The sequence below is a fragment of the Streptomyces sp. NPDC050287 genome (assembly GCF_044459385.1).
Taxonomy (GTDB): domain Bacteria; phylum Actinomycetota; class Actinomycetes; order Streptomycetales; family Streptomycetaceae; genus Streptomyces.
In genome coordinates this window covers 429,008-441,428 of record NZ_JBITIY010000003.1, presented here as the reverse complement: position 1 = coordinate 441,428, position 12,421 = coordinate 429,008, and the positions used below count along the sequence as shown (strand labels likewise).

The 12,421-nt window shown below is 71.3% G+C and carries 10 protein-coding genes; 3 read left to right on the top strand and 7 right to left on the bottom strand.

Annotation, left to right across the window (positions count from 1 at the left end; genetic code table 11):
• The first annotated feature begins 544 nt into the window (after positions 1 to 544).
• Positions 545 to 2,329 (top strand): RICIN domain-containing protein, encoded by a 1,785-nt coding sequence (locus ACIBK3_RS12380; protein ID WP_399364655.1) that lies wholly within the window; start codon positions 545 to 547, stop codon positions 2,327 to 2,329.
• Between the two features lie 53 nt (positions 2,330 to 2,382).
• Here the strand turns inward: ACIBK3_RS12380 and ACIBK3_RS12375 are convergent, their stop codons facing one another.
• The 3 genes from ACIBK3_RS12375 to ACIBK3_RS12365 form a co-directional block, all read right to left on the bottom strand.
• Entirely contained in the window at positions 2,383 to 2,679 is a 297-nt protein-coding gene (locus tag ACIBK3_RS12375) for a hypothetical protein (protein ID WP_399364653.1), read from the bottom strand.
• 73 nt (positions 2,680 to 2,752) lie between these two features.
• Positions 2,753 to 3,571 (bottom strand): SAM-dependent methyltransferase, encoded by an 819-nt coding sequence (locus ACIBK3_RS12370; RefSeq protein ID WP_399364651.1) that lies wholly within the window; start codon positions 3,569 to 3,571, stop codon positions 2,753 to 2,755.
• Between the two features lie 253 nt (positions 3,572 to 3,824).
• The gene (locus tag ACIBK3_RS12365; RefSeq protein ID WP_399364649.1) at positions 3,825 to 4,421 is read right to left on the bottom strand and encodes an HAD-IIIA family hydrolase; all 597 of its coding nucleotides are present in this window, start codon (positions 4,419 to 4,421) and stop codon (positions 3,825 to 3,827) included.
• Positions 4,422 to 4,672: 251 nt separating this feature from the next.
• Here ACIBK3_RS12365 and ACIBK3_RS12360 point away from each other — a divergent pair, with 251 nt between their 5' ends.
• On the top strand, positions 4,673 to 5,113 hold the full coding sequence (locus ACIBK3_RS12360) for an SRPBCC family protein (RefSeq protein ID WP_399364647.1): 441 nt from the start codon (positions 4,673 to 4,675) through the stop codon (positions 5,111 to 5,113).
• 50 nt (positions 5,114 to 5,163) lie between these two features.
• On the opposite strand, the gene ACIBK3_RS12355 is transcribed toward ACIBK3_RS12360, so the two are convergent.
• From ACIBK3_RS12355 to ACIBK3_RS12340, 4 genes are all read right to left on the bottom strand, one after another.
• Positions 5,164 to 6,318, bottom strand: coding sequence for an XdhC family protein (locus tag ACIBK3_RS12355; protein WP_399364645.1), 1,155 nt, complete (start codon positions 6,316 to 6,318; stop codon positions 5,164 to 5,166).
• Positions 6,319 to 6,408: 90 nt separating this feature from the next.
• On the bottom strand, positions 6,409 to 8,856 hold the full coding sequence (locus ACIBK3_RS12350) for a xanthine dehydrogenase family protein molybdopterin-binding subunit (protein WP_399364643.1): 2,448 nt from the start codon (positions 8,854 to 8,856) through the stop codon (positions 6,409 to 6,411).
• A gap of 2 nt (positions 8,857 to 8,858) precedes the next feature.
• Complete coding sequence (locus ACIBK3_RS12345) at positions 8,859 to 9,431, bottom strand: (2Fe-2S)-binding protein (protein WP_399364641.1); 573 nt, start codon at positions 9,429 to 9,431, stop codon at positions 8,859 to 8,861.
• Complete coding sequence (locus ACIBK3_RS12340) at positions 9,431 to 10,330, bottom strand: FAD binding domain-containing protein (RefSeq protein WP_399364640.1); 900 nt, start codon at positions 10,328 to 10,330, stop codon at positions 9,431 to 9,433. Before ACIBK3_RS12340 ends, ACIBK3_RS12345 begins: the two co-directional genes overlap by 1 nt.
• 366 nt (positions 10,331 to 10,696) lie before the next feature.
• On the opposite strand from ACIBK3_RS12340, the gene ACIBK3_RS12335 reads away from it, so the two are divergent.
• Entirely contained in the window at positions 10,697 to 12,370 is a 1,674-nt protein-coding gene (locus ACIBK3_RS12335) for a PucR family transcriptional regulator (RefSeq protein ID WP_399364638.1), read from the top strand.
• Positions 12,371 to 12,421 lie beyond the last annotated feature (51 nt).

Below are 12,421 nucleotides of genomic sequence, written 5' to 3'. Positions count from 1 at the left end.
CGGGGGACTGACGGCGGGCGGACGCGTCCGGGCGAGCGGATCCGCCGACCGGCCCGCCCGCGATTGTTAGCGCTAACAATTCGGGGAGAACCAACTGCGACTCGGCCGTTCGGATCAAGCCAATACTGTCGACGAACTCCGGATGGGCGTCAAGATGGCGAACCGATTCGTTTCAAGAGGGCGGACACGACGGACCCCAGCCGCAAGCGGCAGCGCAATCCCCCCGCGCCGGTCCTGTTTCCCGGCTCCGTGCGGTTCTTGCCCAAAGCCTTGACACTCGCTCAACCCTGCTTCTAGCTTCCCGGTGCTCGAACCGATTCGACTCGTCCGCCCGTACCCCTCTCACGATCCGTCATCCCTCGCCGGCTCCGGCCCCTGGCACTCAGGGCCCGCGCGGACGGATTCAGGACAGTGAGCGAGCACGCCCGGACCGCGATCCTGGAGACCCTCGATGCTCCTCCCCCACCTCCTCCGACCGGCCGCCCCCACCGGCAGACCGCGAACGGCACGGCCTCCCCGAGGCCGCACGACCACCGCGCTCGCCGTGCTCCTTGCCTCACTCGGCGCCACCGCCCTGCCCGGCACCGCGGCGCACGCGGCCGACACCAGCGTCACGGTGGACTTCGCGACAGCCGGCGGGGCCCCCGCCCACCGCGCCTCGGGCATGATCTACGGGATGACCCCCGACGGCTCGCTGCCGCAGGACCACTTCTTCAAGGACATCAAGTGGCACTTCATGCGGGCCGGCGGCGCGCAGCTCAACAGCGGCGGCTACGCCACCAGCCTCGCCGACTACCGGACCCGCTGGAACTCGACTTTGGCCCAGTACAAGCGGACCGTCGCCCTCGGCGGCACCTTCGAGCTGCTCCCGCACGACCTGTGGGGTGCGGACGGAACGACCACGCAGGGCTGGCCCGGCGACAACGGTGACTGGACGCAGTTCGACAACTTCGTCACCCAGCTCATCAACGACGTCAAGGCCAACAACATGACGGTCCAGTGGGACCTGTGGAACGAACCCGACGGCAGCGGCTTCTGGGGCGCGTCGCAGACGCAGTACCTGCAGATGTGGTCGCGCTTCCACGCACGCGTGCGGGCCGCGTTCCCCGGCCAGCTGATCGTCGGCCCCAGCATCGCGGGCCAGCCGAACTCCTCCAACAACTGGTGGACCACGTACCTGAACTACGTCAAGGCCAACAACGTCGCCCCGGACATCTACAGCTGGCACGACGAGCCCGGTGACCCGGTCACCGATGCCGGCCGTGCCAACTCGACGATCTCCGCGGCCGGCCTGACGAACACCCGGCCGTACGAGATCAACGAGTACGCGACCCTGTCCATGCAGTCGCCGGGCGGCGGCGCCTGGTTCATCGGCCGCCTGGAGCGGGCCGGCGCCGACGGCCTGCGCGGCAACTGGGCGTCGGGCACCAACCTGCACGACTACGAGGCCAACCTGCTCACCAAGAACAGCGCCGGCCAGTACCTGCCGCGCGGCGAGTGGTTCATGTACCGCTACTACGGCTCCCAGACCGGCAACATCGTCAACCTCGTCCAGGGCACGGGCACCGACGGCCTGGCCACCAAGGACAACACCGCCAAGAACGCCAAGGTCCTGCTCGGCAGCAACGGCAACACCGGTACGGTCACCGTCAACCTGACCGGCCTGAACACCACGTCGGTGGTGGAGAGCGGCAAGGTGCGCGCGGTCGTCCAGCGTGTCCCGTACAACAACGGCGCCGCCGTCGCCGGACCGACGACGATCTCCGACACCACTCTGACGGTCAGCAACAACGCGGCCTCGGTCTCCCTCCCGTGGACGAACGCCAAGGACGGCTACACGGTCACCCTGCTCCCGCCCTCCAACGCCACCGTCGCCACCGTGGCCGTGAGCGAGAACAGCGGCCAGTGCCTGGACGACACCAACCTCAGCACCGCCAACGGCACGCAGTACCAGCAGTACTACTGCGAGGGCGGCTACCAGCAGATGCTCGACCTCAAGCCGGTCAGCGGCAAGACCAGCACGTACACCGTCGTCAACGAGCTCAGCGGCAAGTGCCTCGACGTCTCCGGCGCCTCCACCGCCGACGGAGCCGCAGTCATCCAGTACACCTGCAACGGCGCCACCAACCAGATGTTCACCCTGAGGCCCGTCACAGCCCTCGGCAACAGCCAGGACTACCAACTCACCGCCGTCCACAGCGGCAAGTGTGTCGACGTCAGCAACGTCTCCACCTCCGCCGGCGCCCTCATCCACCAGTGGACCTGCGATCCGGCGAGCGCCCTCAGCACCAAGAAGAACCAGATCTGGCGACTCCAGGGCATCGGCTGACCGGAGAGGCTTCGCCCGGCATGGCCTCGCCGACTGAAAGGGCCTGGGCCCGCTCAGTCGGTGGCATGGGTACGGGGTCCGCGCCCACCCCCGTCGATGACGAGACTCAGTAGTGCGGTGACCGCGCTGACCACCGCCAGCCGTACGCTCCACTCCCCCAGGAAGCCCTGCCCTGCGTCGGCGAGTCCGCGCAGGCCGAGAAGAGCGGTGCTGAGCGGACAGGTGACCGAACAGGCGATCAGCACCACCCAGAACGGCGGCTCAGTGGATATCGACAAGGCCGAGGAGACGCAGACCACGACGATGCTGAGAGCGATGATGAGCATGGTGAAGGTCATGAGCACCAGCATTCCGGTGACCGTACGACCAGGCATCAGCCGTCGGCAGGAAGGCCATCTCTAACTGGAGGTAGAGACCGCCGCGTCAGAGCTTGCGGCCCACCCCGCAATAGGCGTCCACCGCGGTGCGGACGGCTTCACCGGATTCGGGGCGCCACTCGGTCACCTGGACGACGCCCGGCTCCACCAGGTCGAGGCCGTCGAAGAACCCGGCGATCTCCTCGACGCCGCGCACGTAGTACGGCACGGCGCCGCTCTTGTTGTACGCCTCGGACGCGGCGATCATCCCCGGACTGGTGGAGGTGCTGTCGCTGATCACCAGGTGGCTGCCCGAGGGAAGGCCGTCCATGAGACGGCGGACCAGTTCGCGCGCCCGGTCGTACTCGGCGACGTGGCCGAGGGTGTTGAGGATCATCAGGGCGACCGGCCGGGAGAAGTCGAGGGTGGCCGCGGCGGCCTCCAGGACGGACTCGGGCTCGTACAGGTCGGCGTCCAGGTAGGCGGTCCTGCCTTCCTTGGTGCTGGTCAGCAGGGCGTTGGCGTGGGCCAGCACGATGGGGTCGTTGTCGACGTACACGATGCGCGCGTCCGGGGCGACGCGCTGGGCCACCTCGTGGGTGTTGTCGGCGGTCGGCAGGCCCGTGCCGATGTCCAGGAACTGCCGGATGCCCTGTTCGCCGGCCAGGTACCGCACGGCACGCCCCAGGAAGTGCCGGCTGGTCAGCGCCACGTCGACGAGGCCGGGGAAGATCTCCTTGATCTGGTCCCCGATCTTCTGGTCCACCTCGTAGTGGTCCTTGCCGCCGACGAAGTAGTTCCAGAAGCGGGCCGAGTGCGGCTTGGAGGTGTCGATCCGGGCCGATAACTCGGCTCGAGCGGTGGCATCGGGGCGGGTGTCCGACATGGCGGGTCCTCCTGTGGTCCGGCGTTGGTGATCAGGCACCAACGTAGGCGAACCCGCCCTGCCCGATGCCGAGTTCGAGCGAGATGATCATCACGCAGGGTGGAGTTTTGGCCAACCCTTCACGTGCCTTCCCAAGCCGCCTTCCCAAGCCGCCTCCCCAAGCCGCCTCCCCAACCTGCCTCTCCACCCTGTCTCTCCACCCTCCTCCCTCAAGTCACCCCGATCACCCGGCAGGACGGCTCCGGCGAGGGGGTCACCGCGGCCCCTCCCCGGAGCCGGAGTCGAACGCGGCCTCGATGGGCCGCTCGTCGGCCAGGACCCGCCCCAGCGGCGGACCGGTCAGGATCGCGCGTACGGCGGTCAGCACGTCCGGCGCCACATGGTCCGCGTGCGCCGTCTCGGCCGGCCGGGTCCGGTCGGAGGGTACGAGGATGCCGTGGCCGCCCGCCCGGCGCGCGGCCTCGGCATGCGCGCCCCGGTCGCCGATGACCACACAGTCCGCCGGGCCCGTGCACACCCGTCCGACCGCCCAGAGGATCAGGCCCGGTTCGGGGGCGCGGCAGTGGCAGCCGTCGTCCGGGCCGTGCGGGCACACGCCGTGGACGTCGAACGGGCCGAGCAGGTCGTCGACCCGCCGGTCCACGCGGCGTACGTCGGCGTCGGTGATCAGGCCGCCGGCCACACCGGGCTGATGGGTGACGAAGCCGGTGCTGATGCCGTGCCGTCGCAGCAGACCGACCGCCTCACGGGCGCCGGCGACGGGGCGCACCCGGTCGGGGTCGGCGTTGTGCGGGACGTCCTCGACGAGGGTGCCGTCCCGTTCGAACAGCACGGCCTTGACGCGGCTCACGGCGCCACCTCCTCACTCGCGGTGCTCGTGGTCACTTGCGTCGAGTCGGGTAACCGATCGGCGATCGCGCATGCGCCGGGGGGACGAGCAAGGGATCGGCGGACCGGCCGGACCGGCGGGCCGGAACACCACGGTCCGGCAGGGAGCCGGTTCGCCCCGCGTACGCCCCCGGGCCCATACCCGGCTGGGCCAAGGGGGTGAGCCGTATACGAACACCCCGCTGAGCAGGCCCGATTGCCTACGATCGTCCCGTGGTCACCTTCCTGCTCGAACGCACGGCACCGCTCCCCCTCGACGAGGCGTGGCGCCGCCTCACGGACTGGCCCCGCCACGGCACGGTGGTTCCCCTGACCCGGGTCACCGTGCTCACGCCCCCGCCGACCCGCGAGGGCACGGTCTTCGTGGCGCGCTCGGGAATCGGCCCGCTCGCCTTCGACGACCGGATGGAGGTCACGGTCTGGCGCCCTCCGACGGACGACGAGCCGGGTTTCGTCCGCCTGGTCAAGCGGGGACGGGTGATCAGGGGCTGGGCCGAGATCGAGGTGCGGCCGGGACCGGGAGGGCGGGCACGGGTGGTCTGGCGGGAGGAGCTGGACGTACGCCTGCTCCCCGGTGTCTTCGACGGAGCGCTCGCGGGCACCTCCCGCCGGGTGTTCGGACGGGCGGTGAACCGCCTTCTCCGACGGCCGTGAGGGTGGTCGTACCGCTGGTACGTGCGGTACCCGCGGGCGCGGGCTCCCGCTCAGGCCACCGACCCGATCCGCCCCGCCGGTCGCGACGCCGTGGCGTCGTGGTGGATCGGGGTGTGGGCGCCCGTCAGGGACACCCCGCTCCCGCCGCGCCGGTCGGCGACGATCTCGGAGGCGATGGACAGAGCCGTCTCCTCCGGCGTACGCGCCCCCAGGTCCAGCCCGATCGGGGACCGCAGCCGGGCCAGCTCCACCTCCGTCACGCCGGCTTCCCGCAGCCGCTCGTTGCGGTCCAGGTGGGTGCGGCGGGAGCCCATCGCGCCGACGTAGGCCACCGGGAGCCGTAGCGCGAGCTTCAGCAGGGGTACGTCGAACTTGGCGTCGTGGGTCAGGACACACAGGACGGTACGGGCGTCGACCTCGGTGCGCTCCAGGTACCGGTGGGGCCACTCGACGACGATCTCGTCGGCCTCGGGGAAGCGGGCCCGGGTGGCGAAGACGGGGCGGGCGTCGCACAGCGTCACGCGGTAGCCGAGGAACGTGCCGATCCGCACGAGCGCCGACGCGAAGTCGATCGCGCCGAAGACGATCATGCGGGGCGGGGGCACGGAGGACTCCACGAGCACCGTGAGCGGGGAACCGCAGCGGGAGCCCTGTTCGCCGATCTCCAGGGTGCCGGTGCGGCCCGCGTCCAGGAAGGCGGCGGCCTCCGCGGCGACCGTGCGGTCCAGTTCGGGACGGTCGCCGAAGCCGCCGTCGTACGAGCCGTCGGAGTGGACCAGCAGCGCACGGCCCACGAGGTCGGCGGGACCGGTGACGATCCGGGCCACGGCCGCCGTCCGGTGGCTCACGGCGGCCTCCAGCGCCGCCGCGACCACCGGGCGGACCCGGTCGCCCACCCGGACCGGGGTGACGAGGATGTCGATGACGCCGCCGCAGGTCAGACCGACGGCGAAGGCGTCCTCGTCGCTGTAGCCGAAGTGCTCCAGGACCGACTGCCCATCCTGCAGGGCCTGTTGGCACAGGTCGTAGACCGCGCCCTCCACACAGCCGCCGGAGACCGAGCCGATCGCCGTGCCGTCGGCGTCCACGGCGAGGGCGGCGCCGGGCCGGCGGGGCGCGCTGCCGCCGACGGCCACCACGGTGGCCACGGCGAAGTCACGTCCCTGCCCGACCCACCGGTGCAGTTCTTCGGCGATGTCCAGCATCTGTCTCGGTCTCCTTGGCGGCAGAGGTGGTGGGCGGGTTCCCGAAGAGGCGGTCGGCGCACGCCCGTCCAGCTTGGGGAACTCACTGGTTCAGCCCCGAGGGTCACGCGTGGTGCCGGTGAGGTGTTCCGGACGTACCGGCGTACGGTTCAGCTCCAGCCCCGTCGCGTTCCGGATGGCCGCCAGGACCGCCGGGGTCGACGACAGGGTGGGTGCCTCGCCGACGCCACGCAGGCCGTACGGGGCGTGGTCGTCGGCCAGTTCGAGCACGTCGACGGGGATGGTCGGCGTGTCGAGGATGGTGGGGATCAGGTAGTCCGTGAAGGAGGGGTTCTTCACCTTGGCGGTCTTCGGGTCGACGATGATCTCCTCCATGACCGCCATGCCCAGGCCCTGGATCGTGCCGCCCTGGATCTGGCCGATGACGGACAGCGGGTTGAGCGCCTTGCCGACGTCCTGGGCGCAGGCCAGCTCGATGACCTTCACCAGGCCGAGTTCGGTGTCGACCTCGACGACCGCGCGGTGCGCGGCGAAGGAGTACTGGACGTGGCCGAAGCCCTGGCCGGTGCGCAGGTCGAAGGCCTCGGTCGGGCGGTGCCGCCACTCGGCCTCCACCTCGACGGCCTCGTCCTCGAGGACGTCCACCAGGTCGGCGAGCACTTCACCCGCGTCGGTGACGACCTTGCCGCCCTCCAGGAGCAGTTCGGCGGTGGCCCAGGCCGGGTGGTAGGAGCCGAACTTGCGCCGCCCCAGCTCGAGGACCTTCTCGCGGACGATCTCGCAGGAGTTCTTGACGGCGCCGCCGGTGACGTACGTCTGCCGCGACGCGGACGTCGAACCGGCGCTGCCCACCTGTGTGTCGGCCGGGTGGATGGTCACCTGCGTGACGCCCAGCTCGCTGCGGGCGATCTGCGCGTGGACGGTGACGCCGCCCTGGCCGACCTCGGCCATCGCGGTGTGCACGGTGGCGACGGGCTCACCGCCGACCGCCTCCATGCGCACGCGGGCGGTCGAGTAGTCGTCGAAGCCCTCGGAGAAGCCGACGTTCTTGATGCCGACCGCGTAGCCGACACCGCGTACGACGCCTTCGCCGTGCGTGGTGTTGGACAGCCCGCCGGGCAGCTGGCGTACGTCCGCGCCCTCGCTGCTCTCCCACTGACGCTCGGGAGGCATCGGCATCGCCTTGACGCGGCGCAGGAGTTCCGCGACCGGCGCCGGGGAGTCGACCGGCTGTCCGGTCGGCATGAGGGTCCCCTGCTCCATCGCGTTGAGCTGCCGGAACTCCACCGGGTCCATGCCCAGTTCCTTCGCCAGCTTGTCCATCTGTGCCTCGTAGGCGAAACACGCCTGGACCGCCCCGAAGCCGCGCATCGCGCCGCAGGGCGGGTTGTTGGTGTAGAGGGCGATGGCCTCGATGTCGACGTCGTCGACGACGTACGGGCCGACGGAGAGCGACGCGGCGTTGCCGACCACCGCCGGGGAGGCGGAGGCGTACGCGCCGCCGTCGAGGACGATCCGGGCCTTGATGTGGGTGAGCGTGCCGTCCTTGGTGGCCCCGTGCTCGTAGGTGAGCTTGGCGGGGTGGCGGTGGACGTGGCCGAAGAAGGACTCGAAACGGTTGTAGACGATCTTGACGGGCTTCCCGGTGCGCAGCGCCAGCAGGCAGGCGTGGATCTGCATCGACAGGTCCTCGCGGCCGCCGAACGCGCCGCCGACGCCGGACAGCGTCATCCGCACCTTGCGCTCGGGCAGGCCGAGGACGGGCGCGATCTGGCGCAGGTCGGAGTGGAGCCACTGGGTGGCGATGTAGAGGTGGACGCCGCCGTCCTCGTCGGGCACGGCGAGCCCGGACTCGGGGCCGAGGAAGGCCTGGTCCTGCATGCCGAAGGTGTACTCGCCCCGGACGACGACGTCGGCGTGCCGGGCCGCCTCGTCCGCGTCTCCGCGGATGATCGGCTGGCGGTGGACGACGTTCGGGTGCGGGACGTGGCTGAAGTGGTGGTCGTCGCGGTTCTCGTGGATGAGGATCGCGTCGGGCGCGGTCGCGGAGGCCTCGTCGGTGATGACCGGCAGTTCGCGGTAGTCGACCTTGATCTTTGCGGCGGCTCGGCGGGCTGTCTCCGGGTGGTCGGCGGCGACGACGGCGACGGGCTCGCCGTGGTGACGGACCTTGCCGTGCGCGAGGACCGGGGTGTCCCGGATCTCCAGGCCGTAGTTCCGCACGTCGGTCGGCAGGTCGTCGTACGTCATGACGGCGTGGACGCCGGGCAGGGCGAGGGCCTCGCTCGTGTCGATCGAGACGATCTCGGCGTGCGCGACCGTGGAGCGCAGGATCTGGCCCCAGAGCATGTCCTCGTGCCACATGTCGGACGAGTACGCGAACTCGCCGGTGACCTTGAGGGTGCCGTCGGGGCGGAGCGTGGACTCGCCGATGCCGCCCTTGGTCTGCGAGCCCTGGGTGATCTTGGTGGGAGTGCCGAGGGGGGCGCCGATGGGGGCACCTCCCGCTCGGGCGAAGCCGGGAGTGGGGGAGGGCATGCTCAGACCGCCTCTGACTGCCGGGCGGCCGCCAGGCGGACCGCGTCCATGATCTTCTCGTAGCCGGTGCAGCGGCACAGGTTGCCCGAGAGCGCCTCGCGGATGTCCGCGTCGGTCGGGTTCGGGTTGCGCTCCAGCATCTCGTCGGCCGCTACCAGCAGCCCCGGCGTGCAGAAGCCGCACTGGACGGCACCGGCGTCGATGAACGCCTGTTGGACCGGGGAGAGTGCGGTGCCTTCGCCGGTGTGGGAGTCCTGGCCCTTGGCCGCCCACTGCTTCGCCTCGTCGAGAGACGTACCGCAGGCGCCCGTACCGCAGGACCGCTGTTTCGCGTACTCCGCGAGCCCCTCGACGGTGACGACCTCGCGGCCCTCCACCTGACCGGCGGCGACCAGACAGGAACACACCGGTACGCCGTCGAGGCGGACCGTGCACGACCCGCACTCGCCCTGCTCGCAGGCGTTCTTCGAACCGGGGAGCCCGAGCCGCTCGCGCAGCACGTACAGCAGGGACTCGCCCTCCCACACGTCGTCGGCTTCCTGCGGGCGTCCGTTGACCGTGAAACTGACGCGCATTACGCGACACTCCCCTTCTGATGTGCGGTGCCGTCAGTGCCGCGGTACGACTCCCAGGTCCAGGTCAGGGTGCGGCGGGCCATGACACCGACCGCGTGGCGGCGGTAGCTCGCCGTGCCCCGGACGTCGTCGATCGGGTTGCAGGCCGCGGCGCACAGGTCCGCGAACTGCTTGGCGACCGACGGGGTGATGATCTTTCCGTTGTCCCAGAAGCCGCCCTCTTCGAGCGCCGCGTTCAGGAACTCCTCCGCGGTCTTCGCCCGGACGGGGGTGGGTGCGGCGGAGCCGATGCCGGTGCGGACCGTGCGGGACGACGGGTGCAGCGCGAGCCCGAAGGCGCACACCGCGATGACCATGGCGTTGCGGGTGCCGACCTTGGAGAACTGCTGGGGGCCGTCGGCCTTCTTGATGTGGACGGCCCGGATGAGCTCGTCGGCGGCGAGCGCGTTGCGCTTCACGCCGGTGTAGAAGGCGTCGATCGGGATCAGCCGCGAGCCCCGCACCGACTCCACCTCGACCTCCGCGCCGGCCGCGAGCAGGGCGGGGTGGGCGTCGCCGGCCGGGGACGCGGTGCCGAGGTTGCCGCCGACGCCGCCGCGGTTGCGGATCTGCGGGGAGGCGACCGTGTGCGAGGCGAGGGCCAGACCGGGCAGCTCGGCGCGCAGATGCTCCATGATCTCCGAGTACGGGACGGAGGCACCGAGCCGGACGCTCTCCTCGCCGACCTCCCACTCGTAGAGGTCGGTGACGCGGTTCAGGTCGAGCAGGTACTCGGGCCGGCGGTGGTCGAAGTTGATCTCGACCATCACATCGGTGCCGCCCGCGATCGGCACGGCGGTGGGATGCTCGGCCTTCGCGGCGAGCGCCTCCCGCCAGCTGGCGGGGCGAAGGAAGTCCATGACCGGCTCTCTTCTTCGTCTGGTGAGTCGTACGGATCGAGCCAATCCGTGTGCGGCGGCCCCGGCTCGTTCATGTGCTGTTGACGCGCGGTGAAGCCAGTACACAGCGGTGTGCGCCGACCGGGTCAGTCACGGAAACCATGAAGGAGTTGGCTGGCCAGGGCGGTCATCTTGTAGATTCGTATGAACGGAGGTCGTCGGTAACCTCCTGGTTTTCCCGGGGAAACGCCCCACACGACCCGCGTGACCTGGGACACAGCCACGGAGACGGAGAGCGGCGCCGGCCGCGCCACGGGACCGTCCCCCACCACTACAGACCCTCAGACTTCATCGTAGATTTCGAGACAGAGAACGGCGGCGACGAGAATGCGGCTGCGCGCACTGCTGGACACCGACGCGCTGGGCCTGCGGCTGCTCGGCGGCGGGGACGAGCTGGATCGCGGCGTGCGGGGTGTGATGACCACCGACCTCCGGGACCCGAGCCGCTACCTCTCCGGCGGGGAACTGGTGCTCACGGGTCTGGCCTGGCGCCGCGACGCGGCCGACTCCGAGCCGTTCGTACGGATCCTGGTGCAGGCCGGGGTGGCCGCGCTCGCCGCCGGCGAGGCCGAGCTCGGCACCGTCCCCGACGACCTGGTCGTCGCCTGCGCCCGCCACCGGCTTCCCCTCTTCGCCGTGCACGAGTCGGTGGCGTTCGCGACGATCACCGAGCACGTCGTACGGCAGGTCTCCGGCGAGCGCGCCGGAGACCTCGCGGCCGTGGTCGACCGGCACCGCCGGATGATGACCTCCGGTCCGGCGGGCGGCGGCCCGGACGTGGTCCTGGATCTGCTGGGCTCGGACCTGGACCTGCGGGCCTGGGTGCTGTCCCCCACCGGCCGGCTGGTCGCGGGCCCGAAGGCCGGGGGCCCGGGGCTGCCCGCCGAGGTGTGCGCGAAGCTCGCGGCCGAGCACCTGGCGGCGGTCCGCGCGGGCCGGCGCGGACCGCACCGCGTCCTGCTCGGCGCCACCACGTACTCGCTCTTCGCGGTCCGCGGCGGCGGTCGCTCCCCGCAGGCCTCCGGGGACGTCCGCGAGACGGTCCTGTCGGACTGGCTGCTGGCCGTCGACGCGGACGCCGGGGACTGGCCGGAGGAACGCATCGACCTGCTGCACGGCGTCACCCAGCTGATCGCCGTGGAACGCGACCGCCGGGACGCGGCCCGTACGGTCCGCCGCCGGCTGGCCCAGGAGGTCCTGGAACTGGTGCAGACGGGAGCCGCCCCCGCCGAGATCGCGGCGCGCCTGCGGGTGGCCGCTCCCGTACTGCTGCCCGGCCTGGGCGCCGCCCCGCACTGGCAGGTGGTCGTGGCCCGCGTCGAGTGGGAGGGCGGGGAACCGGCCGGGGGTCCGGTGGCCCAGTTGCTCCTGGAGGAGATCCTGGTCGACCCGCTCGCCGCCGGCCCCGAGCCCCTGGACCGCGTCGCCGTGGCCGACACCGGCGACGAGGCGGTCGCGCTGGTCCCCCTGCCGGCGGTCTCCGCGGAGCACGACGGCTCGGAGTCCGGCATCCTCGCCGACGCCCTCCTCGGATCCGTACGGGACCCGTTGTCGGCCGGTCTCGACGACGACGGCCGCCTCACCCTGGGTGTCAGCGCGTCCGTCCACTCGGCGGAGGGCCTGCGCGGCGCCCTGGAGGAGGCCCGGCACGCCCGCCGGGTGGCCGCCGCCCGCCCGGGCCGGGTCTGCGCGGCCGGCCACCAGGAACTGGCCTCCCACGTGCTGCTGCTCCCCTTCGTCCCCGACGACGTCCGCCGCGCCTTCACGGCCCGTCTCCTGGACCCGCTGCGCGACTACGACCGCCGCCATCGCGCCGAGCTGATCCCCACCCTGGAGGCCTTCCTCGACTGCGACGGCTCCTGGACCCGCTGCGCGACCCGCCTCCACCTGCACGTCAACACGCTGCGCTACCGCGTCGGCCGGATCGAGCAGTTGACGAGTCGTGACCTGTCCCGCCTCGAGGACAAGCTGGACTTCTTCCTGGCCCTGCGCATGAGCTGAGACCTCCGGTGCCCGGGAGTCCCACGACTTTGTGAAATCCTTCACCCACCC

Coding starts and splice junctions, on each gene's coding strand:
- ACIBK3_RS12370 (WP_399364651.1), bottom strand. CDS start 3,571: ATGTCGGACACCCGCCCCGATGCCACCGCTCGAGCCGAGTTATCGGCC.
- ACIBK3_RS12340 (WP_399364640.1), bottom strand. CDS start 10,330: ATGGACTTCCTTCGCCCCGCCAGCTGGCGGGAGGCGCTCGCCGCGAAG.
- ACIBK3_RS12350 (WP_399364643.1), bottom strand. CDS start 8,856: ATGCCCTCCCCCACTCCCGGCTTCGCCCGAGCGGGAGGTGCCCCCATC.
- ACIBK3_RS12335 (WP_399364638.1), top strand. CDS start 10,697: ATGCGGCTGCGCGCACTGCTGGACACCGACGCGCTGGGCCTGCGGCTG.
- ACIBK3_RS12355 (WP_399364645.1), bottom strand. CDS start 6,318: ATGCTGGACATCGCCGAAGAACTGCACCGGTGGGTCGGGCAGGGACGT.
- ACIBK3_RS12375 (WP_399364653.1), bottom strand. CDS start 2,679: ATGCTGGTGCTCATGACCTTCACCATGCTCATCATCGCTCTCAGCATC.
- ACIBK3_RS12345 (WP_399364641.1), bottom strand. CDS start 9,431: ATGCGCGTCAGTTTCACGGTCAACGGACGCCCGCAGGAAGCCGACGAC.